Origin of the sequence: Streptomyces sp. AB3(2024), from assembly GCF_041862025.1 — a bacterium.
Taxonomy (GTDB): domain Bacteria; phylum Actinomycetota; class Actinomycetes; order Streptomycetales; family Streptomycetaceae; genus Streptomyces.
The window spans coordinates 1-17,445 of the sequence record NZ_JBGWAB010000083.1; the positions used below are offsets into that span (position 1 = coordinate 1).

The 17,445-nt window shown below is 72.8% G+C and carries 18 protein-coding genes; 11 read left to right on the forward strand and 7 right to left on the reverse strand.

Annotated features, from left to right (window positions below):
- Positions 1-54: 54 nt before the first annotated feature.
- A complete protein-coding gene (locus ACEPPI_RS26945; RefSeq protein WP_373917856.1) occupies positions 55-597 on the reverse strand; it encodes a DUF4232 domain-containing protein in 543 nt (180 codons plus the stop codon).
- Between the two features lie 100 nt (positions 598-697).
- Positions 698-1,435 (reverse strand): ribonuclease H, encoded by a 738-nt coding sequence (locus tag ACEPPI_RS26950; RefSeq protein ID WP_373917857.1) that lies wholly within the window; start codon positions 1,433-1,435, stop codon positions 698-700.
- Between the two features lie 149 nt (positions 1,436-1,584).
- Between ACEPPI_RS26950 and ACEPPI_RS26955 the strand changes: the two genes are divergently transcribed.
- Complete coding sequence (locus ACEPPI_RS26955; RefSeq protein WP_356217465.1) at positions 1,585-1,752, forward strand: hypothetical protein; 168 nt, start codon at positions 1,585-1,587, stop codon at positions 1,750-1,752.
- Positions 1,753-1,856: 104 nt separating this feature from the next.
- Positions 1,857-2,576 carry a hypothetical protein gene (locus ACEPPI_RS26960; RefSeq protein ID WP_373917858.1) on the forward strand — a complete coding sequence of 240 codons (720 nt, stop codon included), beginning with the start codon at positions 1,857-1,859 and terminating at the stop codon, positions 2,574-2,576.
- A 39-nt stretch (positions 2,577-2,615) separates the two neighbouring features.
- Here the strand turns inward: ACEPPI_RS26960 and ACEPPI_RS26965 are convergent, their stop codons facing one another.
- A complete protein-coding gene (locus tag ACEPPI_RS26965) occupies positions 2,616-2,870 on the reverse strand; it encodes a hypothetical protein (protein ID WP_373917859.1) in 255 nt (84 codons plus the stop codon).
- 190 nt (positions 2,871-3,060) lie between these two features.
- Here ACEPPI_RS26965 and ACEPPI_RS26970 point away from each other — a divergent pair, with 190 nt between their 5' ends.
- Positions 3,061-3,483, forward strand: coding sequence for a ribonuclease domain-containing protein (locus ACEPPI_RS26970; RefSeq protein ID WP_373917860.1), 423 nt, complete (start codon positions 3,061-3,063; stop codon positions 3,481-3,483).
- An 81-nt stretch (positions 3,484-3,564) separates the two neighbouring features.
- On the opposite strand, the gene ACEPPI_RS26975 is transcribed toward ACEPPI_RS26970, so the two are convergent.
- The gene (locus tag ACEPPI_RS26975; protein ID WP_373917861.1) at positions 3,565-3,936 is read right to left on the reverse strand and encodes a VOC family protein; all 372 of its coding nucleotides are present in this window, start codon (positions 3,934-3,936) and stop codon (positions 3,565-3,567) included.
- Between the two features lie 235 nt (positions 3,937-4,171).
- Here ACEPPI_RS26975 and ACEPPI_RS26980 point away from each other — a divergent pair, with 235 nt between their 5' ends.
- The 7 genes from ACEPPI_RS26980 to ACEPPI_RS27010 all read left to right on the forward strand — a co-directional run bounded on the left by ACEPPI_RS26980 (position 4,172) and on the right by ACEPPI_RS27010 (position 12,419).
- On the forward strand, positions 4,172-5,215 hold the full coding sequence (locus ACEPPI_RS26980) for a LacI family DNA-binding transcriptional regulator (RefSeq protein ID WP_373917862.1): 1,044 nt from the start codon (positions 4,172-4,174) through the stop codon (positions 5,213-5,215).
- A gap of 245 nt (positions 5,216-5,460) precedes the next feature.
- The gene (locus ACEPPI_RS26985; RefSeq protein WP_373917863.1) at positions 5,461-6,810 is read left to right on the forward strand and encodes an ABC transporter substrate-binding protein; all 1,350 of its coding nucleotides are present in this window, start codon (positions 5,461-5,463) and stop codon (positions 6,808-6,810) included.
- A gap of 51 nt (positions 6,811-6,861) precedes the next feature.
- Complete coding sequence (locus ACEPPI_RS26990) at positions 6,862-7,809, forward strand: carbohydrate ABC transporter permease (protein ID WP_373917864.1); 948 nt, start codon at positions 6,862-6,864, stop codon at positions 7,807-7,809.
- Positions 7,806-8,708, forward strand: a complete 903-nt coding sequence (locus tag ACEPPI_RS26995) for a carbohydrate ABC transporter permease (RefSeq protein ID WP_373917865.1) — start codon at positions 7,806-7,808, stop codon at positions 8,706-8,708. The genes ACEPPI_RS26990 and ACEPPI_RS26995 overlap by 4 nt, the downstream gene beginning before the upstream one ends.
- Positions 8,709-8,782: 74 nt before the next feature.
- Positions 8,783-10,183: a GH1 family beta-glucosidase gene (locus tag ACEPPI_RS27000; RefSeq protein WP_373917866.1), complete on the forward strand. Its 1,401-nt coding sequence runs from the start codon at positions 8,783-8,785 to the stop codon at positions 10,181-10,183.
- 139 nt (positions 10,184-10,322) lie between these two features.
- Positions 10,323-11,723, forward strand: a complete 1,401-nt coding sequence (locus ACEPPI_RS27005) for a glycoside hydrolase family 16 protein (RefSeq protein ID WP_373917867.1) — start codon at positions 10,323-10,325, stop codon at positions 11,721-11,723.
- Positions 11,724-11,858: 135 nt separating this feature from the next.
- Entirely contained in the window at positions 11,859-12,419 is a 561-nt protein-coding gene (locus ACEPPI_RS27010) for a GNAT family N-acetyltransferase (RefSeq protein WP_373917868.1), read from the forward strand.
- 64 nt (positions 12,420-12,483) lie between these two features.
- Here ACEPPI_RS27010 and ACEPPI_RS27015 read toward each other — a convergent pair whose 3' ends face one another.
- The 3 genes from ACEPPI_RS27015 to ACEPPI_RS27025 all read right to left on the reverse strand — a co-directional run bounded on the left by ACEPPI_RS27015 (position 12,484) and on the right by ACEPPI_RS27025 (position 15,674).
- On the reverse strand, positions 12,484-12,885 hold the full coding sequence (locus ACEPPI_RS27015; protein WP_373917869.1) for an SgcJ/EcaC family oxidoreductase: 402 nt from the start codon (positions 12,883-12,885) through the stop codon (positions 12,484-12,486).
- Between the two features lie 62 nt (positions 12,886-12,947).
- Positions 12,948-13,661: a hypothetical protein gene (locus ACEPPI_RS27020; RefSeq protein ID WP_373917870.1), complete on the reverse strand. Its 714-nt coding sequence runs from the start codon at positions 13,659-13,661 to the stop codon at positions 12,948-12,950.
- A 153-nt stretch (positions 13,662-13,814) separates the two neighbouring features.
- Positions 13,815-15,674 (reverse strand): M1 family aminopeptidase, encoded by a 1,860-nt coding sequence (locus ACEPPI_RS27025; protein ID WP_373917871.1) that lies wholly within the window; start codon positions 15,672-15,674, stop codon positions 13,815-13,817.
- A 474-nt stretch (positions 15,675-16,148) separates the two neighbouring features.
- Between ACEPPI_RS27025 and ACEPPI_RS27030 the strand changes: the two genes are divergently transcribed.
- Positions 16,149-17,384: a PP2C family protein-serine/threonine phosphatase gene (locus ACEPPI_RS27030; RefSeq protein ID WP_373917872.1), complete on the forward strand. Its 1,236-nt coding sequence runs from the start codon at positions 16,149-16,151 to the stop codon at positions 17,382-17,384.
- Positions 17,385-17,445: the final 61 nt, after the last annotated feature.

Below are 17,445 nucleotides of genomic sequence, written 5' to 3' on the forward strand. Positions count from 1 at the left end.
GCCGGGGCCCCCGCGGCCCGGGCCCCGGGCCCCGGCGGCCCCGGCCGGGCGGCGTCAGCGGAACGCCGTGGCGCGCACGCTGCTGCCGCACAGGGCGAAGTCGCCGCCGTCATCCGGCGCCAGCTGGGTGCCGCTTCCCGCGACACCCACCACGATCGTGGGTGCGACCATCGGTTTCCCGCCGGAAGCGCAGTAGCCGTCGGCCTCTCCGAGTACCGGCGTGAAGGTCAGCTGGGTCGTGGCCGTGCCGCCCACCGGCAACTGCACGGTGCGGGCCTGGCCTTGGCGGACGACGCTCAGCCCCTTGTTGCTGCCGGGCGAGCCCAGGCCCGCGAGGCCCACGGTCGGGAAGCCCTTCAGTGTGCACGGCTTGGAGCCCGTGTTGGTGACGGTCACCCGTACCCCGTTGGACCCGACCCGTTGCGCGCTGTCGGCCGTGAGCTGCGCGCCGGTGCAGGCCGCGGCCGGCGCCCGGGCTCCCGCCGAGGCCGCGGCCGGCGCCGTACCGGTGCCGGCCAGCAGACCCGCGGTCAGCAGGCTCGTCGCGAGCAACGCCAGCGGGGCCTTGGCCGCGCCGCTTCTCCTCGTGCCCTTCATACGTGCTCCACCCCCCGACAGGGGGGCGCCAGGATCCGGCCACCCCGTTCGATGTCGGTTCGACCCCGTTCCACTATCCCACGGGGGGCCGGACGCCGCCTCAGTCCTCCGATCCGGCGCAGTAGGGGTGGCCCCAGCGCGAGGCCAGCTTGACGATGGTGTCCCCGGCGGCGTACGGCTGCCCGCACGGGCAGCTCCCCGGGAACTTCGCCTTGACGGAGGCCCGCCCCCGGGCCGTGCCGCCCCCGGCACGGGGGGCCGACGTGCCCTTCGCCGCGCCGGAGGGGGCCCGGCGGGCCGATCCGCCGCGCGCCGGGGCACTGCGGGCCGGGGTACTGCGCGCGGGGGCCGGGACCGGCAGGTCCGCGTTGCCGAGGGCGGTACCGGCGGCCTGCTGGGTGACCGCCGCGTCGCTGGCCGCCTGGTCGGCGATGGCGTTGAGGTGGTCACCGTCCTCGCGGTGGGCGGGAACGTAGCGGAATTCCACGTCCCGCTCGCCCAGCAGCCCGTCGATGCGTTCGACGAGCTCCCGGTTGGCCACCGGCTTTCCGGCCGCGGTCTTCCACCCGTTGCGCTTCCACGCGGGGAGCCACTGCGTCACCGCCTTCATGGCGTACTGCGAATCCATCCGCACCTCGACGGCGGTTCCGGGCGCGAGCGCCTCCAACAGCCTTTGCAGTGCGGTGAGTTCGCCGACGTTGTTGGTGGCCCGGCCCAGCGGGCCGGCCTCCCAGCGCTCCGGGCGCCCCTGGGCGTCCGCGACGACCCACGCCCATCCGGCCGGCCCGGGATTACCCTTCGCCGCCCCGTCGCAGGCGGCAATGATGCGATCAGACATGCCCCGATCATGCCCCACGCGCGCAGCGGCTTCGGCGGCGGTACGGGTGAGGGGGCGTACACGCGTTTCCTCACCCGACGTGTTTACCGCGCGCGATTTTGGTGACACGAAGTAGTGACAAGTCATCAGAATCCGACGAAAGGCAGAACATGTCCCTGTTCGCCGTTCTCATCATCGGCCTGGTCGTCGTGGTCATCGCCCTGATCGCCGCCGGCCCCGACATCCCGGCGAGGCGCAACCCCTCCGTCCGCCGCACCCGCACCCGCCTGACAACCGTCCCCGCGCCCCGTGGGGGCCGGCACCGCACCCAGTACTGAACCGTCCCCGCGAGGGCCGCGCCGTGCCGGGCCGCGCGGCCGCTCGACCGTCACACTGGGCGTACGGGGCGGGTCGCAGCGAGTGACGAGGAGGACGGGGGCCGATGTCGCCGAGCCGCGCCGAGGCGCCCACCCTGCACCCCCGCCACCAGCGCCGCGGTGAGTCGAGGTGGCCCGCCGTGCTGGCCACGCTCATCGCGATGCTCCTCTACCTGGTCCTGCCGCGGCAGCTGCTGCCGATCACCCCGCGGTACCTGGTGCCTGCCCTGGAGATGCTGCTCCTGCTGCCGCTCATCGCCATCAACCCGCGACGGCTGACCCGTCAGACCGCCACCTTCCGCGTCCTGTCCCTGGCGCTGGTCCTGGTCATCGTCGCCAGCAACCTCGTGGCGCTGGGCATCCTCGTCCACGAGCTGCTCCACGCCCAGGTCGCCGACGGGCGCGCCCTGCTGGTGGCGGCGTTCCAGGTCTGGATCACCAACGTCGTCGCCTTCGGGCTCGCCTTCTGGGAGATGGACCGCGGCGGCCCGGTCAGCCGCACCCAACTCCCGCGCGAGGAGCTGCCGCTGGCGGACTTCCGCTTTTCCCAGGACGAGAACGACGACGCGGTCGGCGAGGTCGCCGCCGGTGCGAGCGGGGCCTCCGACTGGGTCCCCACCCTGGTCGACTACCTTTACGTGTCCCTCACGAACTCCACGGCCTTCAGCCCGACCGACACCATGCCCCTGTCCCCGCGCGCGAAGCTCCTGATGGCCGTCCAGTCCGTCGCGGCCCTGCTGACCTCGCTCCTCGTCATCGCCCGGGCCGTGAGCATCCTGCACTGACCGCGCGCGAACGGGTCGGCCCTTGCCCGTCCCGGGCGGCTACGGGAGGTCCGGAGGCGGAGGCCCGGTCTCCGCCTCGTACTGGTGCGGGGCGTCCCCCTGCCACTCGATCACCCGCGCGTCACCGAGGACCAGCTCGTCCGGATCGGGCAGCTCGATCCGCCGCAGGAACTCGATCACATCGGAATCCGCGTGGGCGACCCCCAGGGCGGTCTCGTGGCCCTGGACCCGGATCGTCACTCGCCGGCCACCCGACGAAGCGATCCTGTGCACGACGATCGGCGCATGCTCCATGGCCCCAGCCTGCCCGAGACCCGCCGGCCGGGCATCCCGGGCGCCGCCGTGCGGGCCGGCACCCCGGGTGGCGTGCGGGTTACGGCCCGGGGGCGCCCGCGTTCCGGTAGGTGCCTTTGCCGTGAACAGCCAAGAAAATCAATGGAGTTGGCGTTGACGACCGCGGCTCTACGCGCGTCATCATGGCGCCATGAGAATCCCCCCGCGCCTCGCCGCCCTCGCCGGCGTCGCAGCCGTCGCCGCCACCCTCATTGCGGGACCCGTCGCCGCCGCGGCTCCCGTTTCCCCCGCCACCGCAGCCGCCGCCTCCTCCGTATCGGTGAAGGCGGTGGGCAGGGTCTGTTACTCCGCGCTGCCCTCCCAGGCGCACGACACCCTCGACCTCATAGACCAGGGCGGGCCGTTCCCGTACTCGCAGGACGGCGTCGTCTTCCAGAACCGTGAGGGCCTGCTGCCCGGTCACAGCACGGGTTACTACCACGAGTACACCGTCATCACCCAGGGCTCGCCCACGCGCGGCGCCCGCCGGATCATCACCGGGCAGCAGTGGCAGGAGGACTACTACACCGCCGACCACTACGCCTCGTTCCGCCGGGTCGACTTCGCCTGCTGATCCCGACTCCTCCCGCAAACGGGCCGCCGTACCGCCCCACCCGGGGCGGGACGGCGGCCCGTCGTCCGTGCGGCGCGGCCGCTACGACGGCTGCAGGACGGAGAGGACGTTGCCCGCGGGATCGGTGAACCAGGCGATGAGCGGGCCGCCCTGGCGGACGACCCCCTTCTCGTCCTGCTCGAACCCCGGGTACCGCTCGAAGCGGATGCCGCGCCCGGTCAGCTCGTCGACGGCGGCGTCGATGTCCTCGACGGGGAAGTTGAGCACGGTGAAACCGGCCGGAGCGTGGTCGTCCTTCGGGTACACGAGGATCTCCGCGCCACCCGCGATGTGAAGGGTGAGCAGGCCGTGCTCCTCGGTCACCCGCAGGCCGAGCGTCTCGCCGTAGAACTCCTTCGCCCGCTGGATGTCGTCCACGGCGAAACCGCTGAATGCCCTGGTGTCGCTGAACACGCGCCGTCCTCCCGGTATGCGTCCCGCCGGCCGACAGCCGGCGGCCGACTGCCAAGCGTGCCGACCCGGCCGCGCGCGTGCGGCGGATCCGCACCGGCGCGCGCCACCGATTCCCCCGAAAGCACGAGCCCGGACCGTTGTCGCGGGAGCGCTCTCCGGGCCGCAGGACACCGGATACCCTGCAGATCCCGACGCAGCCGCTCTGCTGCCGACCGCGACAGGAATGGAGCCCGCCGTGCCTGAGCAGCCCACCGGACACCGACCCACTCTGGAAGCCGTCGCGGCGCGCGCCGGGGTTTCCCGGGCGACGGTCTCACGTGTGGTCAACGGCGGTGCGGGGGTGCGGCAGCCCGTCGCGGACAAGGTGCGCGAAGCCGTGGCCGAACTGGGTTACGTACCCAACCCGGCGGCCCGGACCCTCGTCACCCGGCGCACCGGGGCCGTGGCGGTCATCATCGCCGAGCCGGAGGTCCGGATCTTCTCCGACCCCTACTTCTCCCAGCAGGTCCGCGGGATCAGCAAGGAACTCACCGCCCACGACACCCAGTTGGTACTGCTGCTGGTGGAAGGGCCGGATGACTACGAGCGGATCGCCCGTTACCTGGCCGGCGGCCACGTCGACGGGGCGCTCGCCTTCTCCCTGCACACCGCCGACCCGCTCCCCGCGATCGCGGCCCGCATCGGGCTGCCCACCGTGTACGGCGGCCGACCCGCGTGGACCCCGGCCCCGGGCGGACCCGCCGGGGTGACGTACGTCGACGCCGACAATCGGGGCGGGGCGCGGCTGGCCGTACGTCACCTCACCGACCTCGGCCGCACCCGCATCGCGCACATCGCCGGCCCCGACGACATGACCTCGGCGACAGACCGCCTCGACGGCTACCGGGACGCCCTGCCGTCCGCCTGCCCGCCGATGGTGGCCGAAGGCGATTTCACGGTGGAGGGCGGGGCGCGGGCGATGGCGGACCTGCTGGAGCGGCATCCGCGACTCGACGCCGTCTTCGCCGCCAGCGACCAGATGGCGGTCGGTGCGCTGCGCGTCCTGCGGGAGCGGGGCCGGCGCGTACCGCAGGACGTCGCCCTGGTCGGCTTCGACGACATGCGGTCGGTGGCCGAGTGCGCCGATCCGCCGCTGACCACCGTCCACCAGGACATCGAGGGCATGGGCCGGATGATGGCCCGGCTGCTGCTGGGCGCTCTGGACCGGGACCGCGGGGGGATCCTCACCCCGACCTCCCTGATCACCCCGACCGAGCTGGTGCGCCGCGACTCGGCCTGACCCGGCGCGCGCGGCGCCCCGTCCGGGCGCCCGCCCCGGGCACCCCGTCCGCCGCACCCGCCCCGGGCGCCCCGGGCACCGTGCGGGCCGCCTCTCCGAACCCGCCTCCCAGCCGTCAACCACGCCTTCCCGCGCAGCCGTTACGCGTTCAGGTCTTGACGGGAAGATCCGGGCCGGGCACTCTCCAGACGCAGTGCCTGAGAGCGCTCTCAACCGTGTACACCGAAGCCCAGGGGAGACCAGCCATGCCCACAGACCGAGCCGCCGCCACCACCGGCATCCGCGCCGGCACCACCCCCGCCGGAACCCGAAGAGTCGCCCTGCGCCTCGGCGCGGTCGCCCTCGCCGGAGCCCTGCTGGCCGCCTGCGGATCCGGTGCGGAACCGGAGGGCGCCGCCGCGGGCACCGGGGGCAGGGTCACCGTCACCGTCGACCTCTTCGGCTCGTTCGGCTACAAGGAGGCCGGGCTCTACGCGGAGTACGAGAAGCTGCACCCGGGGGTCACGGTCAAGCAGACGGACACCGAGGACGAACAGGACTACTGGAAGTCCCTGCAGACCCGGCTCGCGGGCGGGGGAGGCCTCGCCGACGTACAGGGCATCGAGGTCGGCCGGATCGCCGCGGTGACCCAGCAGCAGGCGGACAGGTTCGAGGACCTCACCGCCTACGGGGCGGGCGCTCTGCGGAACTCCTTCGCCGACGCCAAGTGGTCGGCGGCCACCACCAAGGACGGCAAGGTGCTGGGCCTGGGCACCGACGTGGGACCCGAGGCCATGTGCTACCGCCGCGACCTGTTCGAGAAGGCCGGACTGCCCACCGGACGCGAGGAACTCGCCGCCCAGTGGTCCACCTGGGACGGGTACCTGGAGCTGGGCCGGCGCTACCGCGCCAACGCCCCCGACAAGAGCGCCTGGCTGGACAGCGTCGGCAGCCTCTACGCCGTCATGACCGGACAGGCGAAGGAACGTTACTACGACGCCGCCGGCGCGCTGGTGTACGAGACCAACCCGGCCGTCAGGACGGCGTGGGACACATCCGTGCGCGCCGCCCAGGACGGACTGAGCGCCAAACTCGACCAGTGGTCCCCGCCGTGGAACCAGGCCTTCGCCGCCGGTTCCTTCGCCACCCTCCCGTGCCCCGCCTGGATGCTCGGCTACATCAAGGGCCAGGCGGGCGACGCCGGCGCGGGCAAGTGGGACGTCGCCGCACTGCCGGGCGGCCCCGGGAACTGGGGCGGCTCCTACCTCGCGGTCCCGCGCGCCGCGAAGCACAAGAAGGAGGCCTACGCGCTCATCCAGTGGCTCACCGCCCCCGAACAGCAGGCCCGGCTCTTCGAGAAGCAGGGCTCCTTCCCCTCCTCCACCGGCGCGATCGCCAAGGTCGCCGACGTCAAGGACCCCTACTTCTCGCAGGCCCCCACCGGCCGCATCTTCGGCGACGCCGCCAAGGCCGCACCCGTCCAGGTGCTCGGAGCCGCCGACAAGACCGTCGCCGACCAGATCACGAACGCGCTGAGCGAGGTCGAGCGCAAGGGCACCGCACCGGACAAGGCATGGGAGACCGCGAAGAAGGGCGTACGCAACGCCACCGGCTGACCGCCGCCGACCGCTCCCGCCCCCCAGTCGTCGCCCCCGAAGGGCCCGCCGATGACCCGCCCCGCCCCCTCCGCCGCCACCGGTTCCGGACCCCCGCCCCCCGCCCGACGGGCCCGGCGCTCCCTGGCCCCGTACGCCTACGTCGCCCCGTTCTTCACCCTCTTCGCCGCCTTCGGCCTCTTCCCGCTCCTCTACACCGCCTACGTCTCCCTCTACCGCGTCGAACTCCAGACGCCCGGAACGATGCAGTGGAGGGGCCTGGACAACTACGCGGCGCTCTTCTCCGACAGCTACTTCTGGACCGCGCTGCGCAACACCTTCACCATCGGGGTCCTCTCCACCGTCCCCCAGCTCGCCATGGCCCTCGGCCTCGCCCACCTGCTCAACCGCCGCCTGCGCGCCCGCACCTTCTTCCGCACCGCCGTCCTGCTCCCGTACGCCACCTCCGTCGCCGCCGCCACCCTCGTCTTCGCCCAGCTCTTCGGCCGCGACTTCGGCATCGTCAACCAACTCCTGGGCCTCACCGGCATCGGCCCGGTGGACTGGCAGACCGACACCGTCGCCTCCCAGCTCGCGGTCTCCTCGATCGTGGTGTGGCGCTGGACCGGCTACAACGCCCTGATCTACCTGGCCGGCATGCAGAGCATCCCGGCCGAGCTCTACGAGGCCGCCGAGCTGGACGGGGCCTCCGGCTGGCGGCAGTTCGTCCACGTCACCCTGCCCGGACTGCGCCCCACGATCGTCTTCACCGCCGTCGTCTCGACCATCGGCGCCACCCAGCTCTTCGGCGAACCGCTGCTCTTCGAGGGCTCCGTCTCGGGCGGCATCTCGCACCAGTACCAGACCCTCGGCCTCTACCTGTACGAACAGGGCTGGGGCTTCTTCCACCTGGGCCGCGCCGCCGCGATCGCCTGGGTGATGTTCTTGCTCATCCTGGTACTGGTCGGCGCCAACGCCCTCCTCGTACGGAGCCGTTCCCGCAAGGAGGCCACCCGATGACCGCCGTCACGGCCCCATCCCCGCGCCGCACGGCCGCAGGCCCGCCCGCCTCCCCCGTCCGCCGGCGTCGCCGGGCCGGCGGACCGCGCCGCGGCGGCCGTCTCGCGTACGCGGCCCTCACCGCGGCCGTGCTGGTCTCGGCGTTCCCGTTCTACTGGACGATCGTCGCCGCCAGCCGCTCCAACGCCGACCTCGCGAAGACTCCGCCCCCGCTGCTGCCCGGCCCGGACCTGATGCACAACCTCCGGCAGGTCCTGGAGGAGGCCGACATCGGCAGGGCCCTGCTCAACTCACTGATCGTCTCCGGCTCGATCACCGTCGGCACCGTGCTGTGCTCCACCCTCGCCGGCTTCGCCTTCGCCAAACTGCGCTTCCGCGGCCGGGGGCTGCTGCTCACCCTCACCGTGTCCACCATGATGATCCCGCCGCAGCTCGCGGTGATCCCGCTCTTCATGCTCATCGCCCGGCTCCACTGGGTCGACCAGCTCCAGGCCGTCGTCCTGCCCGGACTCGTATCGGCCTTCGGCGTGTTCTTCATGCGACAGGTCCTCGTCCAGTCCCTGCCCGACGAACTGATCGAAGCGGCCCGCGTCGACGGCGCCTCCACGGCCCGCATCTTCCGGTCCGTCGTGCTGCCGATCGCCCGGCCCGGCATGGCCGTGCTCGGCCTGCTCACCTTCATGACGGCGTGGAACGACTTCTTCTGGCCCGTCGTCGCGCTCTCCTCGCAGGAACCGACCGTGCAGGTCGCGCTCCGCCAACTGGGCGGCGGCTACGTCCACGACCAGTCCGTGATCATGGCGGGCACCCTGCTCGGCACCCTTCCCGTACTGCTGGTCTTCGGCCTCCTCGGCCGTCAGATCGTCGGCGGCATCATGCAGGGCGCGGTCAAGGGCTGACACCGCGCCCCTCGCTTCCGTACCCGCCCGCCGTCCCGTCCCGTTCGCCCTCACACCCCGGGAGATCCCCTCCGATGACCGCAGCCGACGCACGCCCCGACACCACGCCGCTCCTGCGATTCCCCCGGGGATTCCGCTGGGGGACGGCCACCGCCGCCTACCAGATCGAGGGCGCGGCCACCGAGGACGGCCGCACCCCGTCCATCTGGGACACCTTCAGCCGCACCCCCGGCAAGGTCCGCAACGGCGACACCGGAGACGTCGCCGCCGACCACTACCACCTCATGCGCGAGGACGTCGCCCTCATGAAGCGCCTCGGGGTGAGCGACTACCGATTCTCCGTCTCCTGGCCCCGGGTCCAGCCGACCGGCCGCGGCCCGGGCTCCCCGCGGGGCCTGGACTTCTACCGGCGGCTCACCGACACGCTCCTGGACGCCGGGATCCGTCCGGTCGCCACGCTCTACCACTGGGACCTGCCCCAGGAACTGGAGGACGCGGGGGGCTGGCCCCGACGGGAGACGGCCGACCGCTTCGCCGAGTACGCCTCCCTCACCGCCGGGGCCCTCGGTGACCGGGTGGCGACCTGGACGACCCTCAACGAGCCCTGGTGCGCCGCCTTCCTGGGCTACGCCTCCGGGGAACACGCCCCGGGCCGCACCGACCCGGCCGCCGCCCTGCGCGCCGCCCACCACCTCAACCTCGCCCACGGGCGTGCCGTCCAGGCGCTGCGCGCCTGCGCGGCGCCCTCGGCCGAGGTCTCCCTGACCCTCAACCTGCACGCCGTGCGCCCGCTGACGGACTCCGCGGCCGACCGCGACGCCGCCCGCAGGATCGACGCCCTCGGCAACCGGATCTTCCTCGACCCCGTCTTCCACGCCCGGCTCCCGCGGGACCTGGTCCGCGACACGGCACCGGTCACCGACTGGTCCTTCGTGCGCGACGGCGACCTGCGGACCGCCTCCGCGCCGATCGACTCCCTCGGCGTCAACTACTACGCCCCGACCGTCGTCGCGGCGGGCGACTGCCCGACGCCCTCGCCCTGGCCTGCGGCCGAAGGGCACGTGCGCTTCCCGCGCCTCCCCGGCCCCCGGACCGCCATGGACTGGCCGGTCGACGCGGAGGGGCTCTACGGGCTGCTCACCGCGCTCGCCGAGGAGCTGCCCGGCGTACCGCTGCTGGTCACCGAGAACGGGGCGGCGTACGACGACTACGCGGACCCGGCCGGCCGGGTCCGCGACCCGGAACGGATCGCCTACCTGCGGGCCCACCTGGCCGCCGTACACCGGGCGATCGGGCGGGGCGCCGACGTGCGCGGGTACTTCCTGTGGTCGCTGCTGGACAACTTCGAGTGGGCGCACGGCTACGGCAGGCGGTTCGGCATCGTCCACGTCGACTTCGCGTCCCAGCGACGGACGCCGAAGGACAGCGCCCGCTGGTACGCCGACGTCATCGCGCGCGGCGGCATCGTTCAGTAGGTGAAGGCTCCGGATCGCGCTCGGGTTTTACGTGTTCACCTCTTGCCCACGTGCGGGGCGGAGGGGCACAGTGGCGGCGCACCTCTTGGTTGAGAGCGCTCTCATCCCCCCACCCGGCCAGCCCCCAGAGAGGGTTCCCATGAGAGTCAGACCCCCACAGCGAGGACTCCTGAGGCGAGCGGCCCTCGCCGTCGCCGCGCTGCTCCTGCCGGCCGCCGCCGTGATCGTCGCCATCCCGGCGGACGCCTCCGTACCCGCCGACCCGGCCGGATGGACCTCGGTCTTCCGCGACGACTTCAACGGTCCGGCGGGATCCGCCGTCAACGGCGCCGACTGGCAGTACACGACCGGGACGAGCTACCCGGGCGGCCCGGCCGGCTTCGGCACGGGCGAGATCGAGACGATGACCGCCGACCCGTCCAACGTCTCCCTCGACGGCGCCGGCAACCTGCGCATCACCCCGCGGCGCGACGGCGCCGGCAACTGGACCTCGGGCCGCGTCGAGACCAGGCGCTCCGACTTCCAGCCGGCCGCCGGCGGCAAGCTGCGCGTCGAGGCCCGCGTCCAGATGCCGAACGTCACCGGCGCGGCGGCCAAGGGCTACTGGCCCGCCTTCTGGATGCTGGGCGCCCCCTACCGGGGCAACTGGTGGAACTGGCCCGGCATCGGCGAGATCGACATCATGGAGAACGTCCAGGGCATCAACAACGAGTGGGCCACGATGCACTGCGGCACCAGCCCCGGCGGACCGTGCGACGAAACCACCGGCATCGGCGGCCAGCGCGTCTGCTCACCGGCCACCTGCCAGGGGGGCTTCCACACCTACGCCGCCGAATGGGACCGCGGCACCAGCCCCGAAGAGGTCCGCTTCTCCCTCGACGGCGTCACCTTCCACACCGTCCGGGCGGACCGGATGGACACCGCCACCTGGAACGCGGCGACCGGCCACGGCTTCTTCCTCATCCTGAACGTCGCCATGGGCGGGGCGTTCCCCGGGGCCTTCGGCGGCGGCCCGGACGCCGGCACCGAGCCCGGTCACCCCATGACGGTGGACTACGTGGCGGTCTGGCAGAGCGGCACGGTCACCACCACCCCGCCCACCCCGACCCCCACCCCACCGGCCGGCGGCCGTGACGCCTACGCGGCGATCCAGGCGGAGTCGTACGACGGCCAGGCGGGCCTGACGACCGAGACCACCACCGACGCCGGCGGCGGCCGGGACGTCGGCTCGGCCGCCCACGGAGACTGGGCCCGCTACCGGGGGGTCGACTTCGGCACCTCGGCCGCGACCCAGTTCCGGGCCCGGGTCGCGAGCGGCGCGGCGGGCGGGGTCAGCGGACTGGTCGAGGTACGCCTGGACAGCCGCACCAACCCACCGATCGGCAGCTTCGCCGTCGCCGACACCGGTGGCTGGCAGAGCTGGCGGACCGTACCGGCAAACATCTCGGGTGTCACCGGCACCCACGACGTCTACCTGACCTTCACCAGCGGCCAGCCGGCCGACTTCGTGAACGTCAACTGGTTCGAGTTCGGCCACTGAGCACGGGCCCGGCCGGCCGGGGCGACCCGGCCGACCGGGCGCGCGTCACCCCGCGCCCGCTCCGCCGCGCTCCCGCCGTTGCGGTCCGAACGATTCCCGCGCCACCCGATCGCCCGGTATGATAGTCCTCCTGTCATGGGCGATCTGGTGACGGCGCGGCTCGTACTCCATCCGATGACCGGCGGCGAGGCCGAGCGGCTGGCGGCGGGCGAACCGCCGCGCGGCGCGCGATGGGCGCCGGGATACCCCACCCGCGGAGACGTCGCCGCCGCCGAGCGCTTCCTGCGCACCCTCGCGAACACCGGGGATCCCCACCCGTTCGGCACCTATGAGATCCGGCGCCGCGAGGACGGTCTGGCGATCGGCGGTGCGGGCTACCACGGACCCGCGGACGAGGAAGGCCGCGTCACGATCGGGTACGGCCTCATCCCCTCGGCACGGGGCCGGGGATACGCCTCCGAGGCCCTGCGCGCACTGCTCCTGTTCGCGCGGGCCCACGGCGTGACGTGCGTGCGGGGCGATGCCGATCACGACAACACCGCTTCCCACCACGTCATGACGGCAGCGGGCATGCGCCCCGTGGGAGAAGACGAACGCGTCAGGTACTTCGAGATCGCCTGGAACGGCACGACGACCGTCACCGGCCCCCGCCCCCAGGACCCGGCCGGCCGATCGCCCGCGGAGGACGGGCCGTGAACGGCACCGGCCACGGGCGCGCGACGGCGGCCGGGCAACGCCCCGCCATCGACCGGCCGCGTCGCTAGTCGCCCCGCACTTCGGTGTTCTGGCAGGCGTGCAGCAGCCAGGTCCCGTCATCCCGCTTGGTCATGACGTACAGCGGGGCGCCCTCGGTGTCGCCCTCGGCCGAGTGGTAGACCTGCCGGACCTTGACGGCCGCGACGTCGGGCCGCAGGAACCGCGTGTGCACCGCCTCGTAGGTGACCTCGCCGTCCCAGTTCGCGCGGGGCAGGACGGCGCGGGTGAACTCGGCTATCGCGTCGAAGCCGATGAGGACCTTGCCGTGGGCGGTGGTCCAGAGGGCGTCGGGGTGGAAGAGCGCGAGGAACCCCTCTGCGTCTTTGGCACGCTGGGTGCGCTCGACGGTGGCGACGACCTGTTCGATGGCCTTGATGTCTACGGCTTCGGTGTCCATGCGGATCATTCTGAGACCTCAACTCGGGTTGAGGTCAAGGGCGGTGGCCTTCGGGCCCGTCCGACCGCGGCCTAGGAGACCGCGTACCACTGGCTGGCCCAGCCGGTGTTGATGGTGCTCGTGGCCTGCTCGCCGAGGTTCAGGGTGGCCGGCAGTGAGGTCTGGCCGGTCAGGACGGTGCTGTAGCGGAGCCTGGGCGGCGTCAGGCCGGCGTTGACCGAGATTCCGGCGCCCGTGGACTTCAGGGTGAGGGCGTTGGTGGCCCAGTTGCCGTTGAGCAGGAGGGCGATGAAGTAGGTCCCGGGGGCGGCGGTGAACGGCTTGCCCAGAGGCAGCGGTTTGGCGATCGCGTCCGTCATCAGCTGCGGGGAGATGTCCGCGGTGGCCGAGAGCAGGGCGCCCTTGTCGTCGTAGACGCCCAGGTAGCAGTTGGAGAGCTGCGCGCCCGGGTCGATGCCGGCCAGGCCCAGCCAGATGTTCGACCACGTGATCTGCTCGCGCAGCACGATCCGTACCAGGGTGACGCGCCCGCCGACCCCCGCGGCCGACTGGGCGGTGACGTGCCCGGCGTCATTGGGGTCGCCGGTCCAGGCGAGGAGGTTCTGGTCCTGCGGCCGGGGCCCCTCGAACCCGCCCGTACCGCCCTGCGCGGGTGCGGGGGCCGATGCGGCGGAACCTGCCTTCCCGTGCGGCTCCTCGCCCGACGAGCTGCAGCCCGCCAGGACGAGCAGCGCGGTGAGCGCGGCGGCCAGACGGGTCGTGGCGGTGGTGGTGCGCGTGCGCATGGCTGGGTCCCCCGTGAGGTGCGGTTGTGCCGACGCGCCATGGTCACACGGGCCGTTCGGCAGCCCGCCACCCACCCGGCCCACGCGCCCGCCGCCGGTCCGCCGCGGATGACGCCCGGGCGGGCGCCCACCGCGGCGGACCGGGGCGGACCGTCAGCCGTCGATGCGGTGCTGGGTCCAGAAGGAGGTCAGGTCCGTGGCCGTGGCAGCCTGGGCGGCCGCCTTGAATTCGGCCGTGGTCGAGACCCCGTACCAGTGCGAAGCGGCGTAGTCCTTGAGGACCTTGGCCATCGCGGTGTCACCGAGGACGCGCCGCAGATCGTGCAGGGCGCACTTGCCGTAGCCGTAGACGACGGTGGAGTACCGGGAGGAGTGGGCGTCCCAGTAGCCCATGCTGTTGGTGATCTTCTCGGCCGAAGAGGCCCAGGAGACGCTATTCCAGCAGCCGGTTCCGGTCTTGTTCTGCGCCAGGTCGGTGGCGTAGTCGGTGAAGGCCTCGTCCAGCCAGGGGCTGTTGTACTCGTCGTCGCCGACGATGCCGTACCACCACTGGTGCGCGATCTCGTGGGTGAGTGCCGTGGTGCTGACCAGGTCCAGGACGAACCCGGGGTACTCCATCCCGCCGAACCAGTAGTTGTTGTCGATCACCGCGTCCAGCTCGCCGTACGGATACGCCCCGAAGCGGGCCGAGTGGGCGTCCACCGCGGACGTGGCGGTGCTGAGCATCGACTGCGCGTCGGACGAGCTGATGCCCGAGACGGAGTAGATGTTGACCGGGGTGCCGCCGGCCGAGGTGCCGGAGATCTTGCTGAACGGACCGGCCGCCCAGGCGAAGTCGCGGACCTTGGTGGCGGTGGCGGTGGTGATCGTGCGCCCGCTGGTCCCGGGGGTGTCGACGGAGGCGCCGGTGGCCGGTACGAGCAGGGTGCTCGGGTGATCCAGGGTCACCTTGAAGTCGGAGGCCAGGGAGTAGAAGGACTCCCCGTTGTTGGTGTACGGGTCCAGGTGCCAGCCCGCCCCGTCCCTGACCGCGAGCACGGGCAGGGCGTTGCCGAGCATGCTGAAGGCCCCGTCGTAGCCGAAGCGGTCGGCGCCGCTGGGCACGGTGATGCCGAGATCGAAGCCGATCGTGGCGCTCTGCCCCTGGGCCAGCGGGGCGGGCAGGTCGATCTTGAGGGCCGTGCAGCCGACGCTGAGCGCGCCCGCGGTGCCCCCCGTGACGTTGGTGACCGTGATCGGCATGGCGGAGCAGGTGCCGTGGTAGTTGTCCCACAGCCGCAGGTACACCTCGCTGAGCGCGGTGGCCGAGGAGTTGGTGAAGGTGGCGCTCTCGTGCCCGGTCCAGCCGGTTCCCGCGGTGTTGCTGCTGAGGCTGACGGTGTATGAGGGGGAGGACGGGGTACGGGTGGAGTCCCCGGGCGGGGTGGTGCCGCCGGAGGTGTCGAGGGCCACGTCGTCGACCACGAAGCTCGTCCGGAGGCTGGAATCCTCGGTTCCGGTGAAGCCGACGCTCACCGTCTGGCCGGCGAAGGCCGAGACGTCGAAGGACTTCTGTACGTAGCCGGTGTTCTTGTCGAGGTTCGAGTAGGTCGCGAGCGTCGTGCTGCCGATCTTCGCCGTCAGCTTGTCGTACTTCGTGGACGTGGTGGTCTCGGCGGTGTCGATGTGCAGCCAGAAGGTGAGGGTGGCGCTGCTGCATCCGGAGGGGATCGTCACGCTCTGGGACAGCGTGTCGGTGTGCGTGCTGCCGACACCGTTCAGCCAGGCGAAGGAGGAGCCGCCGTGGGCGCTCTGGCCGGCGCGGTTGGTGATGACGCCGGCCTGCGACTGGCTCCAGGGCGAAGTACCGCTCTCGAAACCGCCGTTGCTGACGACCTGGGCCGGTGTACAGGCGGCGGCCCGCGGGGCGGGGGCCGGTGCCGCGGCTGCCGGGGTGGCGGTGACCGAGGCGGCGGCCAGCGCGGCGACGGCCAGCACGGTCGTCGCGAGGGCCTTGTGGGGGGTGGATCTCACACGGAACTCCTTTGAGGCGGCCGGGATCCCGGCCTGCTCGGTGACCGCCCGGACGGCGAGGGTGCGCCGGAGGGCGGCCGGGGGCTGTGCGCGTCGCTCGCGCGAGCGCGGTGGTGAGATGGGTGCGGTGCCGCCCGGGTCGGGGCGACAGCTGCCGGAAGCCTTGCAGATTTGACGCGAGCATGCCATCAGAGGTGGGTAAAGTGTTGGCGAGCCCCTCCTTTGCCGACCCTCGTGTCGGCGGGTTCGGGGGTGCCGCGGATGACTGCCCAGCCGCGGCGCACCGAACACCCACCCCTTCGCACCCGGAGCCGCCCCGCGCGCCCCCGCGCCCCGGCTCGCGTACGCGGGGGCGGGGCGGGGGCGCCGGTGACCCCGCGCTGTCGGCCGCGCGTGCCACCGGGTCGGATTCCCCCGTCCTGCCTATGGTGAAAGGAGTGCAAGGCCGAACGGTCGCACGCGGGCAGGTGGAGTGTGGGCGCTACCGGCGGTATCGACTTCGAAGCGGTCTTCCGGGCCCTGCCGGGCGCGGTCGCCCTGCTGACCAGGGACCTCGTGTTCGCCGACGCCAACGAGGCCTACCTGCGGCTGTCGGGCCACGCGCGGGAGGAGGTCCTGGGCCGCTACGTCTTCGACGTCTTCCCCGACAACCCCGCGGAGCCGGCCGCCACCGGCATGCGCAACCTGCTCGCGTCCCTGCGCAGGGTCGCCACCACCGGGGAGGCCGACAGCATGGCCCTGCAGCGCTACGACGTGGAGGACCCCGACCGGCCCGGGACCTGGGAGGAGCGCTACTGGAGCCCGGTGAACGTACCGGTGTTCGGCCCGGACGGGTCCGTGGTGCTCGTGCTGCACCGGGTCGAGGAGGTCACGGAACTCATCCGCGCCCGCGGTACCCGCGGCGGCGGTGACCGCGCCCGGGTCCTGGAAGCGGAGCTCTACACCCGGGCCCGCGAGCTCCAGGAGCTCAACCAGCGCCTGCGCGACGCCCACGCGCGCGAACGCGAGGTCGCGCTCCACCTCCAGGAGGCGATGCTGCCCGGGCCCGACCCGCTGGGTCACCACGGCGCTGCGGTGCGCTACCGGCCCGCCACCGGACCCCTCAACGTGTGCGGCGACTGGTACGACCTGTTCGACCTGCCCGGCCGCCGGTACACCGCGGTCGCCGTCGGTGACGTCGTCGGCCACGGACTGCCCGCCGCCGGTGTCATGGGCCAGCTCCGCAGCGCCCTGTCCGCCGCCTCCCGGGTCGCGGAGGGCCCCGCCCAGGCCCTGGAGGTCCTCGGTCTCTACGCCCGCTTCGTCAAGGGCGCCGAGTCCGCCACCGCCGTGTCGGTCTTCATCGACTGGTCCGGCCACACCCTCACCTACAGCAGCGCCGGTCACCCCCCACCGGTGCTCTGCCACCCGGACGGCACCGTGACCTTCCTCGACCAGGCGACCGACCCCCCACTGGGCGCCCGCCCCGAGCACGTGAGCCGCCCCCAGAGCCGGACCGGCTTCACCGAGGGCTCCACCCTCGTCCTCTACACCGACGGACTCGTCGAGCGGCGCCACGAGGACATCGACATCGGCCTGCGCCGGCTCGCCGACTCCGTCATCCGCCACCGGAGCGCCGACCCCGAAAGACTGGCCGACGCCCTCCTGATCGACCTGGTCCCGCCCGCCGGCATCACCGACGACACCGCCCTGGTCGTCCTCCGCCTGTGACCGCACGGCGGCCGGTGTGCGGACGGGTGGCGGGGGACGGTCGCCCGGCCGGAGACGACCG

What these genes read in the sequence shown, in the direction of transcription:
- ACEPPI_RS26945 (WP_373917856.1), bottom strand. Translation starts at nt 597, where the DNA reads ATGAAGGGCACGAGGAGAAGCGGCGCGGCCAAGGCCCCGCTGGCGTTG.
- ACEPPI_RS26950 (WP_373917857.1), bottom strand. Translation starts at nt 1,435, where the DNA reads ATGTCTGATCGCATCATTGCCGCCTGCGACGGGGCGGCGAAGGGTAAT.
- ACEPPI_RS26955 (WP_356217465.1), top strand. Translation starts at nt 1,585, where the DNA reads ATGTCCCTGTTCGCCGTTCTCATCATCGGCCTGGTCGTCGTGGTCATC.
- ACEPPI_RS26960 (WP_373917858.1), top strand. Translation starts at nt 1,857, where the DNA reads ATGTCGCCGAGCCGCGCCGAGGCGCCCACCCTGCACCCCCGCCACCAG.
- ACEPPI_RS26965 (WP_373917859.1), bottom strand. Translation starts at nt 2,870, where the DNA reads ATGGAGCATGCGCCGATCGTCGTGCACAGGATCGCTTCGTCGGGTGGC.
- ACEPPI_RS26970 (WP_373917860.1), top strand. Translation starts at nt 3,061, where the DNA reads ATGAGAATCCCCCCGCGCCTCGCCGCCCTCGCCGGCGTCGCAGCCGTC.
- ACEPPI_RS26985 (WP_373917863.1), top strand. Translation starts at nt 5,461, where the DNA reads ATGCCCACAGACCGAGCCGCCGCCACCACCGGCATCCGCGCCGGCACC.
- ACEPPI_RS26990 (WP_373917864.1), top strand. Translation starts at nt 6,862, where the DNA reads ATGACCCGCCCCGCCCCCTCCGCCGCCACCGGTTCCGGACCCCCGCCC.
- ACEPPI_RS26995 (WP_373917865.1), top strand. Translation starts at nt 7,806, where the DNA reads ATGACCGCCGTCACGGCCCCATCCCCGCGCCGCACGGCCGCAGGCCCG.
- ACEPPI_RS27000 (WP_373917866.1), top strand. Translation starts at nt 8,783, where the DNA reads ATGACCGCAGCCGACGCACGCCCCGACACCACGCCGCTCCTGCGATTC.
- ACEPPI_RS27005 (WP_373917867.1), top strand. Translation starts at nt 10,323, where the DNA reads ATGAGAGTCAGACCCCCACAGCGAGGACTCCTGAGGCGAGCGGCCCTC.
- ACEPPI_RS27010 (WP_373917868.1), top strand. Translation starts at nt 11,859, where the DNA reads ATGGGCGATCTGGTGACGGCGCGGCTCGTACTCCATCCGATGACCGGC.
- ACEPPI_RS27015 (WP_373917869.1), bottom strand. Translation starts at nt 12,885, where the DNA reads ATGATCCGCATGGACACCGAAGCCGTAGACATCAAGGCCATCGAACAG.
- ACEPPI_RS27020 (WP_373917870.1), bottom strand. Translation starts at nt 13,661, where the DNA reads ATGCGCACGCGCACCACCACCGCCACGACCCGTCTGGCCGCCGCGCTC.